Below are 16,633 nucleotides of genomic sequence, written 5' to 3' on the forward strand. Positions count from 1 at the left end.
CGCCCCTTAATTCAACCGCCCGCCTTATGGAAGGCGTTCTTGGTCTTCAAACTCGGCTTTTCGGTCCAGGGTTCCTCGGGCCAGCGATGCTTGGGATAGCGCCCCTTCATGTCCTTGCGCACATCTGCCCAAGTGCCGCGCCAAAAGCCGGGCAGGTCGCGCGTCGCCTGGATCGGGCGACCCGCTGGGCTGGTGAATTTGAGGAGCAGCGGAGTGCGGCCGATCATCGGGTGACTATCGAGGCCGAACACTGCCTGCACTCGCACCTCGACGCTTGGCGCGTCGTCGCCAATGTAGTCGATAGCGTGCGTCGTGCCGGCAGGCGAGGTGAACGCGCGCGGCGCCTCGCTATCGAGCCGTTGCCGCTCGTTCCACTCGAGCAAGCCAAGAAGCGCATCGACCAAGCGCGCTTTCGGCAGGTCGAGATCGCGTCGGCCCTCGAGTAGCGGGACAAGCCAGAGATCGGCAGTTTCGCGCAGGCTATCCTCTGCAAAACTGCCGAAACCCAGATAGCTCGCGCGCGCCCCCAGATCGGTTGGAATCAGTTTTGCCGGGTTTTCCAGTGCTTTATCCACAAGCATGTCCACAATAGCCTGCGCGTCCGGTTCAGGGTCCGTGCCGCGAGCGAGCGTGATCGCACCCAGCCTCCGCTCGACCAGCGCCTCGACCCGCTCGCCCTTCCAGCGCAGTACCTTGCGTCGCTCGATCCGATGATCGAGCCAGCGCTCGAGATCGGCTTCCTCCAGCTTTAGTGCAGCGGTGATGCGCGCGCCCTTCGCCTGCCCCTGCGCGTCGCCGATGACGAGAAATTCCGCGCCCGCCAGCGAGGACGCGGGATCGAGCATGAACCCGCGCCCACCGGCGGCAATCCATTGCTCGCCCGACCCATCGCGTCTCCGGGCGATGAAGTCCGGGCGTCCGGCCGCGAGAAGGATAGCGAGCGGGACTTCGCGAGACCTCGTCTCACCGACCAGTTCGCTCGCGCGTTTCGCCCATCGGCCTGCGAGCTTGCGGCTCGCCTCCGCACGCACGCCGCGATCGCCATCCCACCGCGAGAGTCGCGCTTCAAGATCCTCGCCGCGACCGCCCAGCCCGCGTTCCTGCAACAGCAGGGCCAAGCGCGCCGCCGTTCGCGCGTCGCCCTGCTCCGCGCCGAACAAGACCATCGCTGCCGATGCCGGATCGAGCGGCAGCGCAGCGAGCTTGTCTCCGAAAGCCGTGACCCGCGTTTCCGCATCGAGCGCGCCGAGCGCTTGCAAGGTCGTTCGGGCGGCTGCCACGGAGGGCTCGGGCGGCGGGTCCAGCCATTGCAGGCTGGTCGGATCGCTCGTCCCCCATTTCGCAAGTCCGAGCACCAGTGGAGCAAGGTCGGACGTTGCCATTTCGGGCGGGTCGAACCGTGGCCTGCCGCCATGCCCGCCCTCTTCCCACAGGCGATAGGCGACGCCCGGACCCTGCCGCGCGGCACGCCCTGCCCGCTGCGCCGCGGCGGCCTGGCTGGCGCGGTGGGTGACGAGATGGGTCGTCCCGGCGGCTCTATCGAATTCCGCCCGGCGCGATAGTCCGGCGTCGACCACCACGGAGACCCCGTCCAGCGTGAGCGAGGTCTCGGCAATGGCAGTCGCGAGCACGATGCGGCGTCGGCCCTCGGGATCGCGGCGAATGGCGGCGCGTTGCTCGGCAGGCTGCACCTGCCCATGCAGCGGCAGCACGAGCGCTTCGGGAATCCGGGCGGCAAGACGTTCGCGAGTCCGCTCGATCTCGCCCACTCCCGGCAGGAAAGCGAGGATATCGCCGTCTTCCTCGCGCCAGGCGGTGGCTATCGCGGCCGTCATCGCATCCTCGATCCGGTCCTGCGGCGACGAACCGAGCCACCGAATATCGAGCGGGTAGGCGCGCCCTTCGCTCTCGATTACGGACGTTTCGGGGCCAAGCAACTGGGCGAACCGCGCACCATCGATTGTCGCCGACATGACCAGAATGCGCAGATCCTCGCGCAGTACCGAGCGGGTCTCCAGCGCCAGTGCGAGCCCGAGATCGCTGTCGAGATGCCGTTCGTGCGCCTCGTCGAACAGGATTGCGGAGACGCCACGAAGGTCGGCATCGTCGAGGATCATGTTGACGAAGATCGCTTCGGTAACGACCAGGACGCGCGTCCGCGCCGAGCGCTTGCTGTCGAGGCGGGTGAGATAGCCGATCGTCTCGCCTGGGCTCTCTCCCAGCATGCGAGCCATCTGCTCTGCAGCGGCGCGGGCTGCGACCCGGCGCGGTGAAGTGAGGATGACCGTGCCTGTGCACCAGGCCTCATGGATCAAGGCCGGGGCGACAGCCGTTGTCTTGCCCGCTCCCGGCGGCGCGACCAGCACTGCGCCCGTATCCGATCGCAAGGCTGCGACGAGATCGGGCAGAACAGACGTAATCGGCAGGTCGGGCACGCCGGCGCCCATGCGATTGCTCAATAACCCCGAGCCACTGCAAAAAGCGCCGCCTGCGTCATCGCGCGACGGGCCTGACCGTCGGGGAAGATGGACAGCGCGTCGATCGCCCGCTGCGCGAAATGGCGGGCGCGCAGCTTGGTGTCGGCAACCGCATCATGCCGGTCGATCAGCGCGATCGCGTGATCAAGATCGGCGTCGGAGGTCTTGAAACCGCCGATCGCCGCTTTCCAGAACGCCCGCTCCTCCTCGTTTCCGCGCGCGTAGGCGAGGATCACGGGCAGCGTCATCTTGCCCTCTCGGAAATCGTCGCCGCGGTCCTTGCCCATCGCCTCGGCGTTGGAATCATAGTCGAGCGCATCGTCGACAAGCTGGAAGGCGACGCCGAGGTTGCGACCGTACTCGTCGAGTGCCTGCTCCTGCTCCTCGCTGCACTCGGCCACGACCGCCGCGATCCGGCTGGCAGCGGCAAATAGCGCGGCCGTCTTGGCGCGAATGATGTGGAGATACCGCTCCTCGCTCGTGTCGATCTTGCGCTGGGCGGTCAGCTGGTCGACCTCGCCCTCGGCAATGATCGCGCTGGCGCCAGAGAGAATCTTGAGAACCTTGAGGCTCCCATCCTCGGTCATCAGCTCGAAGCTGCGGCTGAACAGGAAATCGCCGACCAGCACGGTCGCCGGATTGCCGAAGATGATATTGGCCGCTGCCTTGCCGCGCCTGAGGTCGCTGCCATCCACCACATCGTCATGCAGCAAGGTCGCTGTGTGGATGAACTCCACCGCCGCGGCCAGCTTGTGGTGGCGCGTGCCGCTGTAGCCCACCAGTTCCGCCCCGGCGAGCGTCAGCATCGGGCGCAAACGCTTCCCGCCACCCGAAATCAGGTGTCCGGCCAGTGCCGGGATCAGCGGCACCTCGCTCTGCATCCGGTCGAGGATGACCTGATTGACCTGATTCATTCCCGAAGCGGTCAGGGCGAGCATCGGCTCGATCGATCCTTCGGGTTGCTGGCGCGGCAGGGGAACAACGTCGGCTGTCATGTCAGCTTGGCCATGCTCTTGCTATGCTTGCTTGGCAAGGGAGCGATTGGCGTTAATCTGGCAAGCGATGACGCAAGACGTGCAACAGCCGACCGAGGACGCCACGCTGGCGACCTACCGCAGGAGCATCGACAATATCGATGCCGCCCTGGTTCACATCCTGGCCGAGCGATTTCGCATCACCCAGGCGGTAGGCGAGTACAAGGCCAGAACGGCGCTGCCCCCGGCCGATCCCAACCGCGAGAAGGAACAGATCGCGCGACTGCGCAGGCTGGCGGAGGAAAGCGAACTCGATCCGGAATTCAGCGAGAAGTTCCTGCGCTTCATCATCGACGAGGTCATCCGCCACCACGAACAGGCTAGGGAGACCTAGCTAGAACGCGGGTTCAATCCGCGCGCGGCAGGCGCAACCTCACGAGCAAGCCGCCAAGGTCCTCGCTTTCGTCGAGTTCGACCGAACCGCCGTAGATTTCCGCAACATCGCGCACGATGGCGAGCCCAAGGCCCGTGCCCGGCTTGCCGGTATCCAGCCGTGCGCCGCGATCGAAAATGCGCACCCGCTCGCTCTCGGGAATGCCCGCGCCATCGTCCTCCACCCAGATCGAGCATTCGTCGGGATCGTTGCGCTCCGCATCGACTGTCACGAAAACGCTGCCGCCGCCGTATTTGGCGGCATTCTCGATCAAATTGCCGAGGATTTCGTCGAGATCCTGCCGCTCGATCGTCACCTGCACCTCGCGGTTTCCATCGAGGTCGAAGCGGGTGTCGGGATAGATACGTGTAACGGCGCGCACCACGCTTTCCGCGCTGGGCCAGACATTGGCACGGCTGTGGCCAGTCGCCCTGCGACCAACGGCGCGCGCCCGGGCAAGGTGATGCTCGACATGGCGCTGCATGGTGCGGGTCTCGCGGCAGACCAGGTCCGAAAGCTGCGGGTCGTGCGCCGTTGCTGCGTTCGTGAGCACGGTGAGCGGCGTCTTCAGGGCATGAGCGAGGTTGCCGGCATGGGTGCGCGCTTCCTCCGCCTGTTTCTCGGTATGGGCGAGGAGCGCATTGATTTCCTCGACCAGCGGCTCGACCTCCAGCGGCAAGGGCTCGGTGATGCGATGGCTGCCCTGGCTGCGCATCGACTGGATCGCGGCCCGCACGCGGCGCAAGGGCGACAGGCCGTAATAGCTCTGCGCCAGGGCCATCGCCATCAGGCCAAGACCCAGCAAAGCGAAGCTCCACAGCAGGATCGAGCGGATCCGGCTGATCTGGAAATCCAGTTCCTCGCGCGCGGATGCGACGGCAAAGGTCCAGCGCGTATCGCTTTCGGGCAACATGACGCTGCGCTCGACGATGCGCAGGGGTTCGTTGTCGAACTGGCTGGAATCGTAGAAATGCGGGTCCATGTCGACATGGTCGGCCTGAAGCTGCAGCTCGGTATCCCAAAGCGAGCGCGACGGCGTATCGAGCTGGCCGGTACCGCTGATCTGCCAGTAAAGGCCGCTATTGGGTTCGAGGAAGCGCGGTTCGCCCAGCGGACGGTTGAAATAGACCTCGCCATCGGGGCCGATCTCGGCCGTGACGATCATGGCATTGAGCAGATATTCGAGCTGGTCGTCGAAATTGTTCTCGACCATCCGGGTCAACGTGCGATCGAGCGCGAAGCCGCCGCCGAGCAGGAGCACGCCGATCCACAGCGCGGCAATCGCCATCATGCGCGCCGCGAGGCTGCGGCGCGCCCCGGTGGATGATGCCGGGGTTACGGGCTCCGTTTCAGGCACCGCATTCGCAGCGCGCGCATCTTCGCCCTCAGCCTCGGTTTCGGCTTCGGCGTCAGGCGCGCGGCTGGTCGGCGGGATCGTCGAGGCTGTAACCGAGTCCACGGATCGTCGTGATTACCTCCGCCCCCAGCTTCTTGCGAATACGCGTGACGAACACTTCGATAGTGTTCGAATCGCGGTCGAAATCCTGATCGTAGATATGTTCGATCAGTTCGGTACGGCTGACCACCTTGCCCTTGTGGTGCATGAGGTAGCTCAGCAGCTTGTATTCCTGCGCGGTCAGCTTGACCGGCTCGCCAGCCAGCGTAACCCGGCCCGAGCGCGTGTCCAGCCGCACCTGTCCAGCCGTCAGCTCGCTCGACGTGTTGCCCGAGGCGCGACGGATAAGCGCACGTAGGCGGGCGATCAGCTCTTCGGTCTGGAACGGCTTTGCCAGATAGTCGTCGGCCCCGGCGTCGAGGCCCGCCACCTTGTCCGACCAGCTGTCGCGAGCGGTCAGGACGAGCACCGGGAAACTGCGCCCCTCCTTGCGCCACATGCCGAGAACGGTGAGGCCGTCGATTTCGGGTAGGCCGAGATCGAGGATAACCGCGTCATAATCCTCGGTGCTGCCGAGGAAGTGGCCATCCTCGCCATCGGTCGAGAGGTCCACGGCATAGCCGTTCTGTTCCAGCGTCGATTTCAACTGCTGGCCGAGCGTCGGCTCGTCTTCGACAATCAGGATTCTCATGCAATGTCCGTCCCGTGATAGGTATAGCGCGTTTCGTTCATGTAGATGAACGCGTCAACCTGAACACAGTTTCGCAAGCCGGTTTTTCAGCGACTGCGACGCAGGATGCGGCCCGTGCGCGCGTCGACATCGACGAACACCACCCGCCCATCGCGAATGAATTTCAGACGATAGGCCTTGGCGGTCGGATCATAGGCAGGGCCGAGATATTCCGCACCGCCCATGGTCGGCACCACGCGCCGCTCGATGTCGCGAAGCTTCATTGCATTACCCGCATTCATTTCGCGGCGCGCCTCGCCCTGCTCGCTGCGCTGTGCGAAAGCGGGGGTCGCGGCGATCGGACCGGCGACGAGGCTGGCTGCGAGGATCGAGGCGAGAATGCGTTTCATGGTGCCGTCCTGCCTAGGTGTAACGCATTGAACAAGGTGTGAATGTCGAACGACTGCCCAATCCAGCCTGGTCAGCGCGTCATTTCGTAGGTCAGGGCGATGCCCACTCCGGTGGCGACCACGCCCGGTGCGACCGGCGGCGGCGGTGCTGCATTCGCCATGCGCGATCCTGTCACGACGATCGCCTCGTCCTGCGCCATCGGACCGCTCGATCCGCGGATCGCTTCTGCGACCTGGAGAAGGCGGACGCCCGAATATCCGGCGAGCCTGGCATATTCCTCGGCCTGCGCGCGGCCCCGTTCGAGCGCGTTCGTGCGAGCCTGCGCCTTGGCGGCCTCATCGTCCTCGATCGAGAAATTGGGCCCATTGATATTTGTCGCGCCTGCCTCGACCATGGCGTCGAGCACTTCGCCGACCCGGTCGAGATCGCGCAGCTTTACGGTCACTTGGTTGCTGGCACGATAGCCAAGGAAGCGCGGCGGTTGGTCGCCGCGATTGTTGTAGTCGTAACGGGGATTGAGGCTGATGCGCGAGGTCTGGATATCGCGTGCCGGGATGTCCAGCGCGCGGATCAACGCGACCAGACGCTCCATCTCTGCGGAATTGCGGCGCAGCGCTTCGACCGCCGTGTCGGCATCGCTCTGCACACCGGTCCATACGGTCGCGGTATCGGGCTCTACCTCGATCTGCTCGAAGACCGACAATTCTATGACCGGATTTTGCGCGGCGATCTGCACCTCGGCAGCCTGCGCGGGTACGGCGAGCGCGGTGGATGCGATCAGGGCAATGGCGAGGCGTTTCATCGGCAATTCTCCTTTTCGGCCACACACTTGCGCAGCACTCGTTTCCCCCGGCTGAACGGAAGCGAACGATAATCGTGCCCGCATGCGCTTCACAGCCTCGCCTGCGTGATCTAGGCGATGCGAAGACAGGGAGAAACGGATGACGATACGCAGCCTGGCCATCGCAGTCATAATATCGCTGGCACCAGTCGCGCTGTCGGCACAGCAGATGGAGCCGGTCCCCGACCGCCCAGCTGGCGAAGGTGAAGGCCCGTATCCGCGCCTGCTGATAACCGGGGCGACCGTGATCGAGGGCAGCGGTGCACCGCCTGCCGGTCCGGTGGACGTGCTGGTCGAGAACAACCGCATTGCCGCACTTTATCCCGGCGGCGCGCCTGAAACCGTTCGCAATGCGGCGGTGCGGACGATCGATGCCGGCGGCATGTATGTCCTGCCCGGCTTCGTCGACACGCACGGCCATAACGGCGACCCTTCGAAGGCCAACCAGCCGTCCTACGGTTACAAGCTGTGGTTGGCCCATGGTGTGACGACGGTGCGCGGTGTGAGCTTCTATTTCGGCCCCGACCAGCCGGACCTGACCGATACCGCCCGCAGCGCCGCGAATACGATCACCGCGCCACGTCTCGTCCCCTATGCGGTGTTCGGCGACAAATGGTCGCGCGGCACGCCGGACACGCCGGCCAAGGCCCGCGAGTGGGTCCGCTGGGCCAAGGCGCAGGGGTATTGGGGCATCAAGTTCTTCAATTCCGCGACGCCCGAAGTGCTCGCAGCCGCTCTTGAAGAGGCGGAGACGCAGCAGCTGGGCACCGTGGCGCATCTTGCACAGACCGGTGTCGCTGAGGTCAATGCGGACACCGCCGTCGGCCTCGGCCTCGACGGCGTGACCCATTTTTACGGCCATTTCGAAAGCCTGTTGAAGGATGCCCTTCCCTATTACCCCGAAGACTATAATTATTTCGACGAGCAATCCCGCTTCGGCTGGGTCGCGCGGCTGGCCCCGCAGGCCGTCGAGCCGGGCAGCGAAAAATGGGATGCCTATGTCGATGCGCTGGTCGAAAGCGGCGTAACGCTCAGCCCTACCTTCAACATCTATTCCGCGAGCCGCGACGTCATGGCGGCGCGCACGCGCGATTGGCACGAGCGATACAGCCTGCCCAGCCTGCTCGATTTCTATGCGCCCAGCGCTGTCAACCACGGCAGCTATTACAAGGACTGGAGCACGGAAGACGAGGTCGCCTGGCGCAATTTCTACGGTAAGTGGTTCCAGCTGACGAAGGACTTCCACCGCAAGGGCGGGCGCGTCACCGCTGGCTCCGACCCCGGCTATATCTACCAGACCTGGGGCTTCGCTTATATCGGCGAGCTGGAAATGCTGCGCGAGGCAGGGCTCGCTCCGCTCGAAGTGATCCGCGCCGCAACGCTGGACGGCGCGCGAGAGATTTACGAGCCTCGCGGTGTCGAGCCGCCGATGGGCCGTGTGGCGGTCGGTCAGCTGGCCGATTTGGTGATCGTGCCGGAAAACCCGCTCGCGAATCTCAAGGTGCTCTACGGCACCGGCCATACGCGGCTGAATTACGAGACCGGCGCGATCGAGCAGGTCGGCGGGGTGCGCTGGACCGTCAAGGACGGCATCGTCTACGACGCGCCCAAGTTGCTAGAGAGCGTCGCCGCGATGGTCGAGGCGCAGAAGGCGGCGCGCTAACCGCTTGCAGCATCGGGGTCGCGCGCCTACCTCGCGCGGCCTATGGCACAGCCCCCGATCCTCAGCCTCGAAGGCATGGCACTGCAGCAGGGCGGCAAATGGCTGTTCGGCGGGCCGGACCACGACGCGCTCGACCTCCATATCGGCCCGCGCGACCGGCTCGCGCTGATAGGCCGCAACGGCGTCGGCAAGACGACGCTGTTCCGCATGATCGACGGCCAGATCGAGACCGATGCGGGGGAGCGCAAGATCAAGCCCGGCACGCGGATCGTGCTGCTGGAACAGGATCCGGACCTCGCCGGCCATGCGACGCTGATGGACTGGGCGCTCGACGGCACGCACGCGCCGCAGGAACACGAGGTGGAGGCCATCGCCGGCCAGCTCGGCATCGACATGAGCCGCGAGACCAAAGGTGCCAGCGGCGGCGAAAAGCGCCGCGCGGCCATTGCCCGCGCGCTGGCGCAGGATCCCGACCTGCTGCTGATGGACGAGCCGACGAACCATCTGGACCTCGGCGCGATCGACTGGCTCGAAGGCTGGCTCGACCGCTACAAGGGCGCCTTCGTCGTCATCAGCCACGACCGGACGTTTCTGAAGCGCCTCACCCGCGCGACCATCTGGCTCGACCGTGGCAGCCTGCGCCGCAAGGAAGTCGGCTTCGGCGGGTACGAGGCATGGGAAGAGCAGGTCTATGCCGAAGAAGCGCGCGCGGCGGAAAAGCTCGATGCCAAGCTGAAGCTGGAGGCGCACTGGCTCGAGCGCGGCGTGACCGCACGGCGCAAGCGCAACCAGGGGCGGCTCGAGAAACTGTGGCAGATGCGTGCCCAGCGCGCCTCGATGATTTCGGCTGGCGGGACGGCCAAGCTGAAACTCGCGACCGAGGAAGACTTCAAATCGAAGTCGGTCATCGTCGCGGAGAATATCACCAAGAGCTATGACGATCGCACGATCATCAAGCCCTTCAGCCTGCGCATCCAGCGCGGCGACCGGATCGGCATCGTCGGCGCAAACGGCGCAGGCAAGACGACGCTGCTCAAGATGCTCACCGGCGAGCTGGAGCCCGACAGCGGCACAGTGGAGATCGCCAAGACGCTGACCGGCGTGATGATCGACCAGCAGCGCCAGCTCCTCACTGCCGACAAGACCGTGCGGCAGGTGCTGGCCGAAGGCGGCGACTGGATCGACGTGCGCGGCAATCGCAAGCATGTGCAGGGCTATCTCAAGGAATTCCTGTTCGATCCCAAGATCGTCGACATGAAGGTGGCAGTATTGTCGGGCGGCGAACGCAGCCGCCTGTTGCTTGCGCGCGAATTCGCCAAGGCATCGAACCTGCTGGTGCTGGACGAGCCGACCAACGACCTCGACCTCGAAACGCTCGACCTGCTGCAGGAAGTGATCGCCGATTACGAGGGTACGGTGCTGATCGTCAGCCATGATCGCGACTTCCTCGACCGCACGGTCACGGTGACGCTGGGCCTCGACGGAACGGGCCGCGTCGATGTGGTCGCGGGCGGATATGAGGACTGGCAGGCGAAGCGGCAGAAGCCGGTCGAGGGCAAGGCGAAGACCGACAAGCCTGACACCGCGCCGCCCCCTCCTCCGCCGCCGCAGAAGCCGACCAAGCTGAGCTACAAGGACCAGCGCGATTTCGAGCAACTGCCCGCGCGGATCGAGGAGCTGGAGGCCGCTATCTCGAAAGGCGAGACGATCCTCTCCGACCCCAATCTCTACACCGCCGACCCGCAGCGTTTCGCGACCATCTCGCAAGGCATCGAGAATGCGCGGGCCGAGAAGGACGCGGCGGAAGAACGCTGGCTGACGCTGGCCGAGCAGGTCGAGTCGATGTGAGCGCAGAGGCGCTCAAACGCGAAATTCGCGGCTGCACGCTCTGCGCGGAGCATTTGCCGCTCGGCCCCAAGCCGATCGTCCAGTTCAGCGCGACCAGCCGTGTCGTCGTGATCGGGCAGGCACCGGGACGGATCACACACCAGACCGGCCTCGCTTTCGACGACAAGTCCGGGCACCGGCTGGCCGACTGGCTTGGCGTCGATTTCGACACGCTACACGATCCGGAGCTTTTCGCCATCGTCTCGATGGGCTTCTGCTACCCCGGCAAAGCGAGCGGAGGAGACAAGCCGCCCCGCCCCGAATGCGCGCCCACATGGCATGAGCGGGTGTGGGAGGAGCTGCCCACCGACCGCCTGACGCTGCTCGTCGGCACCTACGCCCAGCGCGCCTATCTGCCGGAGACGAAAAGCTGGACGATGGTCGAGCGCATCCGGCGCTGGCGTGATTTCCTCCCGCACTTCCTCCCCTTGCCCCATCCCGCCTGGCGCAGCACGCTGTTCATGCGTGACCACCCATGGTTCGAGGCAGAGGTGCTGCCCGCCCTTCGACAACAGCTTTGCGAACGCCTGCGATAGCGCTCCGCCCCGGCCTGCGTTGTGATATGCTCGCGCCGAACGGGGGGGTGAGTCGTAAGGAGAGCAGCATGTCGATCGAACAGATGGCGAAAGATTTCACGCAAGCCGTGGCCGAAGACCGTGCCGAGGATTATCAGGCCTATTGGGCCGACGACATCGTCAGCCTTGAGCCGAACGATGGCCCGATGTCGCGCTGCGAAGGACGTGAGGCCCTGCAAGAGAAACACGCCTGGTGGAACAACAATGCCGAGGTGCACTCCGCCTCTGCCGACGGACCCTATGTTTTCGGCGACCAGTTCGCAGTCAACTACGAAATGGACGTCACCATGGATGGCGAGCGAAACCAGATGAAGGAAATCGGCCTCTATACCGTTCGGGACGGCAAGATCGCCGAGGAGCGCTTCCTGTACGGCCAGCAGTGAGCGTACGGCCCATCACCTGACGCGGTAGAAATCTGCAACCCTGTCGAGTGCCAGCTTGAGCACCAGCTTGCCGCTGCGCGCGGGCCATTCGAGCGCCTTTTCGGCATCGGGCAACCCTTCGCATGCGCAGGCCACGCGCCAGAGGATATCCTTCAGTCCCGGCCCCGCTTCCGCCATCGCGCCGTCGAAGCGCGACTTGGCCGACAATTGCCGCTCAGTTGGCGTCAAGCCGTCGCCGCCGCCACCATCAACGCGCACCGGGTCCCACCGCATGGTGACGGAAGGGGACAGTTGGGCCCGCTCGTAGTCGGCGCGAAGCCTCTCGCCGGCATCGAACTGGCGATCGGACAGATGCCCGCGCGAATGCAGCCAGGTAAGCGGCGACTCTGCAAGATTGACGGTTACGCTTCGCCGCCTTGCGCGCGCGCTTCCGGACCGGCGCGGCCCTTCGGGGGTCAATTCGCGTTCAACGTATTTGCGGGTCATCGGCTTCTCCTTGCGTTGGAGAAATCGCTTGCGCATCTTCGGTTCATGTAGGAAAGTCGGAAAACCAAATCGGTTATTCAGGTCCACAAATGATCAACCGCATTCGCGACATCCGGAAGCAGAAGGGCATGACGCTCGCCGATCTCGCCGCCGCGTGCGACCCGCCCACCACGCCGCAGACCGTCGGGCGGCTGGAAACCGGCATGCGCAACCTCTCGCTCAAATGGATGGACCGCATAGCCGCGGCGCTCGATGTCGATCCGGAACTGCTGGTACGCTCCGAGAAAGCAGCGCAGCCGCAAATCGTCGCCACACTTGAAAAGGCTGGACCGGAAGCACTCTCGTCCCCGCGCGACGCGATCCTTGCCACGGACCTCGGCAGCGAAGGCGCGCTTATGGTGCTCGACATCGCCTATCCGCACGGCGAATATCGCCCGGGCGACCAGCTGTGGCTGCGACAGCTCGATCCTGCCGATTCCGCCCGCGCGATCAATCGTGACGTTCTGGTGCCGAAGAAGGGCGGCCGCTTCGCCTTCGGCAGGCTGATCGACCGGCAAGGCGATTTGCTCGGCGTGTTGCCGCCCGGACAGGGCCAGAAGCAGGACGTCATCAAGGATGCGGCCTGGATTGCCGTGGCCGAGATGCTGGTGCGCAGACTGTGACGCCCAACAAGACGCGGCGGGTACTCTCGCTGTCGACGCTGTTCCCGAACCAGGCACAGCCGCGCTTCGGCATATTCGTGGCCAAATCGCTTCAGGCATTGCAGCGCGACACCCATTGGGATGTGACCTGCATCAACCCGATAGGCGTCCCGCCGGTCGCCTTTGGTCGCTACAAGGCGCTTGCAGAGGCTGCGCGGGACACCAGCGATTTTGCCTTTCCGGTGCTGCGACCGACTTTCCGCCTGCTCCCAAAGGTGGGCGGACGACTAAACCCCCGCATGATCGTACGCGCCGTGCTGCCGCTTGCGCGCCAAATGCATGCGGAGCAGCCCTTCGATCTGCTCGACGCGCAATTCTTCTATCCCGATGGTCCGGCGGTAATGCAGCTTGCCGAGGCGCTCGGCCTGCCGTTTTCAGTAAAGGCGCGCGGTGCCGACATCCATTTATGGGGATCGCGCAGCTATGGCCGCGAGGCGCTGCTCGAGACCGCCAGCGCGGCATCGGGCGTCCTTGCTGTATGCGATGCGCTGGCCGACGACATGGCAGCACTGGGTATCGAGCGCGAGAAAATCGCCACGCATTACACCGGGCTGGATCGCGACCTCTTCCGGCCAATGAGCCACATGGGTCTGCGCAAGCGTCTGGCCGAGACCTTCGGCATACCGATGGCCCACGACGAGCGCGTGCTACTGACCGTGGGCGCACTGATCGAGCGCAAGGGGCAGAGCCTTGTCATCAAGGCCTTGGGAGACTTGCCGAACACGCGGCTTTTGCTGGTCGGTCAGGGAGAGGAGGAAGGCTGCCTGCGCAAGCTGGCGCGCGAAGTGGGAGTGGAGTCCCGCGTGCATTTCCTCGGCAGCCAGCCGCCCAGCAGCCTGCCGCCGCTCTATTCGGCAGCCGATGCGATGGTGCTGCCCTCGCGCAGCGAAGGTCTTGCCAATGTGTGGATCGAAGCGCTGGCCTGCGGCACGCCACTGGTCATCACCGATGCAGGCGGCGCGCGCGAGGTCGTCACGACGCCCGAGGCGGGCGTCATCGTCGCGCGAAATCCGCGCGCGGTGCGCGACGGTATCGAGCAGGTGCTGCGCCGCCCGAGGAACACGGAACGCGTCGTTGCGGCGGTCGAGAGGTTCAGCTGGGAGGCCAATGCAAGATCCCTCGCCTCCCATTATGACGCACTGGTCTAGACGACGCCGCGCGCCTTCTTCTCCTGCTCGTCGGCAGCCGTTTCGCGAGGAACGAAGCTGTCGCTGTCCACGCCCAGCCAGACGAGGATCGGCGCGGCCATATAGACCGAACTATAGGTACCCACGAACAGGCCTAGCGTGATTCCGGCGACCATGCCGAACAGGCTGGCCGGACCGAACATCAGCAGCGGCAGCAGCGCCACGAACAGCGTCAACGAGGTCATCACGGTGCGCGCCAGCGTTTCGTTGACCGACAGGTCGAGCAGTTCGGGCAGCGGCATCTTGCGATATTTTTTCAGATTTTCGCGGATGCGGTCGTAAACGACGATCGTATCGTTCAGCGAATAACCGATGATCGCGAGGATCGCAGCGATGATCTGCAGGCTGAATTCAAGCTGGAATAGCGCGAACATGCCCAAGGTCAGGCTGACGTCGTGGAACAGCGCGAACAGCGCGCCCACGCCGAATTGCCATTCGAAGCGGATCCAGATGTAAACCGCGATCGCGGCCATGGCGGCGAGCAAGGCATAGAGCGCCGTCTGACGGAACTCGCCCGATACCTTGCCGGAGACATTGTCGTTCCCATCGAGGCGGAAATCGTCGTAATCGGCCTGCAAGCTGCGCACGATGTCGTTCGCCGCATCCTGTGCGGCCTCCTTGTCCGCCGACACTTCATCGGGCAGGCGGACGCGGATCGAGACCTGGTTGTCCTCGCCGAACCGCTGGACGACGGGCGATCCGTAACCCAGGCTCTCGACCTTGTTGCGTAGTTCGGCAACGGGCGCTTCCGCGCTTTGCGTGAAGGTCGCGCGGACCTCGAGGCCGCCGGCAAAATCGACGCCGTAGTTCAGCCCCTTAGTAGCAACCAGTGCCCAGCTCGCCGCGATTAGCAAGATGCTGACCACGAAGAACGGGATGCGCCACTTGAGGAACTTGATGTTGGTGTTGTCGGGGACGAGTTTCAGAAGTCGCATGGTGCTCGCCTCCTCAAAGGTGCAGGTCGCTGGGCCGCGCCTTGCGCAGCCAGCCCGCGACCCACATGCGGGTTAGTGTCACGGCGGTGAAAACGCTGGTGAACAGGCCGATGATCAGCACGACCGCGAAGCCACGGATCGGTCCGGAGCCGAACAGAAACAATAGCACCCCGGCAATGAAATTCGTGACGTTGGCGTCGTAGATCGCGCGGCTTGCTTCCTTGTAGCCGGTTTCGACCGCAGCGACGACCCTGCGTCCTCGCGCGCGTTCTTCGCGAATACGCTCGTTGATGAGCACATTGGCGTCCACCGCCGCGCCGATGGTCAGCACGAAGCCTGCGATGCCCGGCAGGGTCAGCGTCGTGCCGAGACCAGCCATGATACCGAGGATCATGAGCACGTTTATGCCCAGCGCCACCGTCGCATAGATGCCGAAGCGGCCATAGCTCGCGATCATCAGTGCGATGACGAGCACAGAGCCGATCGCCATGGCGAGCATGCCGCTGCGGATCGAATCCGCGCCAAGGTCGGGCCCGACAGTGCGCTCCTCGATGACAGCCAAATCGACCGGCAGCGCGCCGGAGCGCAGCGAGATCGCCAGGCGGTTTGCCGTATCCACGCTGAACCCGCCCGAAATCTGGGCCGTGCCGCCGCGGATCGGCTCGTTGATGTTGGGCGCCGAAAGAACCTGCCCGTCGAGGATGATGGCAAAGGGCCGACCGACGTTTTCGGTCGTCAGCTTGGCGAAGCGGCGTCCGCCGTCGGTGTCGAACTGGATGTTGACCACCGGCTCGTTGGTCTGCGGATCGAAGCTCTGCTGCGCGCCGGTTAGGTTGTCGCCGCGAATCCCGCCAAGGCGACGCACCGCGATGGCGCTGCCGGCAAAGTCGGACGTCGCCGCATAGGGCACGACTTCGCTGCCCGGAGGAGCGCGCCCCTCGGCAACGTCGCTCGGCAGGGCGTTCTGATCGACCAGCTTGAATTCGAGCTGTGCGGTCTCGCCGAGCAGAGCCTTGAGCGCCTCGGGATCCTGCAGGCCGGGAACCTGAACCACGATGCGCGTGTCGCCCTGGCGGATGATCGTCGGCTCACGCGTGCCGAGCTCGTCGATGCGCTTGCGCACGACTTCGACCGCGCTTTCCATCGCGTCACCGACAGCCTGGTCAATGCCTTCCGCCGTCGGCGTCAGGATCACGCGGTTGCCGTCCTCGACGCTAAGATCCCATTCGCGCACGAGGCCGGTGCCGTTCATCGACGGGAGCATGATCTCGCGCGCCCGGTCGATCTGCGAGGGATCGTCGAGAATGAAGCTCAGCCTGCCATCCCGGGTGGACACGTCGCCGATCCGAATGCGCGGTTCGGCATTGCGCATCAGGCTGCGGACGTTTTCCTCCATGTTCTCCAGCCGTTGCACGCGAACTTCGCGCGGGTCGGCTTCGAGGAGGATGTGGCTGCCACCGGCAAGGTCGAGGCCGAGATTCACCATCGGATCGGGTAGTGCCTCGGGCCAGCGAATGCTGGTGGCGGACAGCAGCGAAGGAAGCGCTGCCAGCATGGCGATGATCGCGATCGACCAGAGCCAGGCCTTACGCCAGGTGGGAAATTCGAGCATCG

16 protein-coding genes are annotated in these 16,633 nt (G+C 64.8%); 7 read left to right on the forward strand and 9 right to left on the reverse strand.

Annotation, left to right across the window (positions count from 1 at the left end):
- Positions 1 to 11: 11 nt before the first annotated feature.
- Positions 12 to 2,447 (reverse strand): ATP-dependent helicase HrpB, encoded by a 2,436-nt coding sequence (gene hrpB, locus P8Q88_RS10875; protein WP_278323855.1) that lies wholly within the window; start codon positions 2,445 to 2,447, stop codon positions 12 to 14.
- Positions 2,448 to 2,455: 8 nt separating this feature from the next.
- Positions 2,456 to 3,472, reverse strand: a complete 1,017-nt coding sequence (locus tag P8Q88_RS10880) for a polyprenyl synthetase family protein (protein WP_278323857.1) — start codon at positions 3,470 to 3,472, stop codon at positions 2,456 to 2,458.
- A 67-nt stretch (positions 3,473 to 3,539) separates the two neighbouring features.
- Here P8Q88_RS10880 and P8Q88_RS10885 point away from each other — a divergent pair, with 67 nt between their 5' ends.
- Positions 3,540 to 3,845: a chorismate mutase gene (locus P8Q88_RS10885; protein WP_278324481.1), complete on the forward strand. Its 306-nt coding sequence runs from the start codon at positions 3,540 to 3,542 to the stop codon at positions 3,843 to 3,845.
- 13 nt (positions 3,846 to 3,858) lie between these two features.
- On the opposite strand, the gene P8Q88_RS10890 is transcribed toward P8Q88_RS10885, so the two are convergent.
- The 4 genes from P8Q88_RS10890 to P8Q88_RS10905 form a co-directional block, all read right to left on the reverse strand.
- A complete protein-coding gene (locus P8Q88_RS10890; RefSeq protein ID WP_278324482.1) occupies positions 3,859 to 5,175 on the reverse strand; it encodes a sensor histidine kinase in 1,317 nt (438 codons plus the stop codon).
- A 118-nt stretch (positions 5,176 to 5,293) separates the two neighbouring features.
- Positions 5,294 to 5,971 carry a response regulator transcription factor gene (locus P8Q88_RS10895; RefSeq protein ID WP_278323858.1) on the reverse strand — a complete coding sequence of 226 codons (678 nt, stop codon included), beginning with the start codon at positions 5,969 to 5,971 and terminating at the stop codon, positions 5,294 to 5,296.
- An 86-nt stretch (positions 5,972 to 6,057) separates the two neighbouring features.
- Positions 6,058 to 6,360 carry a PepSY domain-containing protein gene (locus P8Q88_RS10900; protein WP_278323859.1) on the reverse strand — a complete coding sequence of 101 codons (303 nt, stop codon included), beginning with the start codon at positions 6,358 to 6,360 and terminating at the stop codon, positions 6,058 to 6,060.
- Positions 6,361 to 6,431: 71 nt separating this feature from the next.
- Entirely contained in the window at positions 6,432 to 7,163 is a 732-nt protein-coding gene (locus tag P8Q88_RS10905; RefSeq protein ID WP_278323860.1) for an SIMPL domain-containing protein, read from the reverse strand.
- A gap of 139 nt (positions 7,164 to 7,302) precedes the next feature.
- Here P8Q88_RS10905 and P8Q88_RS10910 point away from each other — a divergent pair, with 139 nt between their 5' ends.
- The 4 genes from P8Q88_RS10910 to P8Q88_RS10925 all read left to right on the forward strand — a co-directional run bounded on the left by P8Q88_RS10910 (position 7,303) and on the right by P8Q88_RS10925 (position 11,710).
- Entirely contained in the window at positions 7,303 to 8,865 is a 1,563-nt protein-coding gene (locus P8Q88_RS10910) for an amidohydrolase family protein (protein WP_278323861.1), read from the forward strand.
- A gap of 42 nt (positions 8,866 to 8,907) precedes the next feature.
- Positions 8,908 to 10,713 (forward strand): ABC-F family ATP-binding cassette domain-containing protein, encoded by a 1,806-nt coding sequence (locus tag P8Q88_RS10915; protein WP_278323862.1) that lies wholly within the window; start codon positions 8,908 to 8,910, stop codon positions 10,711 to 10,713.
- Complete coding sequence (locus tag P8Q88_RS10920; protein WP_278323863.1) at positions 10,710 to 11,288, forward strand: uracil-DNA glycosylase family protein; 579 nt, start codon at positions 10,710 to 10,712, stop codon at positions 11,286 to 11,288. Before P8Q88_RS10915 ends, P8Q88_RS10920 begins: the two co-directional genes overlap by 4 nt.
- Positions 11,289 to 11,356: 68 nt before the next feature.
- Positions 11,357 to 11,710 (forward strand): nuclear transport factor 2 family protein, encoded by a 354-nt coding sequence (locus tag P8Q88_RS10925; protein ID WP_278323864.1) that lies wholly within the window; start codon positions 11,357 to 11,359, stop codon positions 11,708 to 11,710.
- A 12-nt stretch (positions 11,711 to 11,722) separates the two neighbouring features.
- Here the strand turns inward: P8Q88_RS10925 and P8Q88_RS10930 are convergent, their stop codons facing one another.
- The gene (locus P8Q88_RS10930; protein ID WP_278323865.1) at positions 11,723 to 12,196 is read right to left on the reverse strand and encodes a DUF6456 domain-containing protein; all 474 of its coding nucleotides are present in this window, start codon (positions 12,194 to 12,196) and stop codon (positions 11,723 to 11,725) included.
- 89 nt (positions 12,197 to 12,285) lie between these two features.
- On the opposite strand from P8Q88_RS10930, the gene P8Q88_RS10935 reads away from it, so the two are divergent.
- Entirely contained in the window at positions 12,286 to 12,858 is a 573-nt protein-coding gene (locus P8Q88_RS10935; protein WP_278323866.1) for a helix-turn-helix domain-containing protein, read from the forward strand.
- Positions 12,855 to 14,045 carry a glycosyltransferase gene (locus P8Q88_RS10940; protein WP_278323867.1) on the forward strand — a complete coding sequence of 397 codons (1,191 nt, stop codon included), beginning with the start codon at positions 12,855 to 12,857 and terminating at the stop codon, positions 14,043 to 14,045. Before P8Q88_RS10935 ends, P8Q88_RS10940 begins: the two co-directional genes overlap by 4 nt.
- Here the strand turns inward: P8Q88_RS10940 and secF are convergent.
- Both secF and secD read right to left on the reverse strand, forming a co-directional pair.
- A complete protein-coding gene (secF, locus tag P8Q88_RS10945) occupies positions 14,042 to 15,019 on the reverse strand; it encodes a protein translocase subunit SecF (RefSeq protein ID WP_278323868.1) in 978 nt (325 codons plus the stop codon). The genes P8Q88_RS10940 and secF overlap by 4 nt on opposite strands.
- Positions 15,020 to 15,032: 13 nt before the next feature.
- Complete coding sequence (secD, locus tag P8Q88_RS10950) at positions 15,033 to 16,631, reverse strand: protein translocase subunit SecD (RefSeq protein WP_278323869.1); 1,599 nt, start codon at positions 16,629 to 16,631, stop codon at positions 15,033 to 15,035.
- Positions 16,632 to 16,633: the final 2 nt, after the last annotated feature.

Source organism: Qipengyuania marincola, from assembly GCF_029688625.1.
Taxonomy (GTDB): domain Bacteria; phylum Pseudomonadota; class Alphaproteobacteria; order Sphingomonadales; family Sphingomonadaceae; genus Qipengyuania.

Excerpts from the sequence above, each read along its gene's own strand:
- secD (WP_278323869.1), bottom strand. The coding sequence starts at position 16,631 with ATGCTCGAATTTCCCACCTGGCGTAAGGCCTGGCTCTGGTCGATCGCG.
- P8Q88_RS10910 (WP_278323861.1), top strand. The coding sequence starts at position 7,303 with ATGACGATACGCAGCCTGGCCATCGCAGTCATAATATCGCTGGCACCA.
- P8Q88_RS10935 (WP_278323866.1), top strand. The coding sequence starts at position 12,286 with ATGATCAACCGCATTCGCGACATCCGGAAGCAGAAGGGCATGACGCTC.
- P8Q88_RS10905 (WP_278323860.1), bottom strand. The coding sequence starts at position 7,163 with ATGAAACGCCTCGCCATTGCCCTGATCGCATCCACCGCGCTCGCCGTA.
- hrpB (WP_278323855.1), bottom strand. The coding sequence starts at position 2,447 with ATGGGCGCCGGCGTGCCCGACCTGCCGATTACGTCTGTTCTGCCCGAT.
- secF (WP_278323868.1), bottom strand. The coding sequence starts at position 15,019 with ATGCGACTTCTGAAACTCGTCCCCGACAACACCAACATCAAGTTCCTC.
- P8Q88_RS10880 (WP_278323857.1), bottom strand. The coding sequence starts at position 3,472 with ATGACAGCCGACGTTGTTCCCCTGCCGCGCCAGCAACCCGAAGGATCG.
- P8Q88_RS10885 (WP_278324481.1), top strand. The coding sequence starts at position 3,540 with ATGACGCAAGACGTGCAACAGCCGACCGAGGACGCCACGCTGGCGACC.
- P8Q88_RS10915 (WP_278323862.1), top strand. The coding sequence starts at position 8,908 with ATGGCACAGCCCCCGATCCTCAGCCTCGAAGGCATGGCACTGCAGCAG.
- P8Q88_RS10925 (WP_278323864.1), top strand. The coding sequence starts at position 11,357 with ATGTCGATCGAACAGATGGCGAAAGATTTCACGCAAGCCGTGGCCGAA.
- P8Q88_RS10900 (WP_278323859.1), bottom strand. The coding sequence starts at position 6,360 with ATGAAACGCATTCTCGCCTCGATCCTCGCAGCCAGCCTCGTCGCCGGT.
- P8Q88_RS10890 (WP_278324482.1), bottom strand. The coding sequence starts at position 5,175 with ATGATGGCGATTGCCGCGCTGTGGATCGGCGTGCTCCTGCTCGGCGGC.
- P8Q88_RS10895 (WP_278323858.1), bottom strand. The coding sequence starts at position 5,971 with ATGAGAATCCTGATTGTCGAAGACGAGCCGACGCTCGGCCAGCAGTTG.
- P8Q88_RS10930 (WP_278323865.1), bottom strand. The coding sequence starts at position 12,196 with ATGACCCGCAAATACGTTGAACGCGAATTGACCCCCGAAGGGCCGCGC.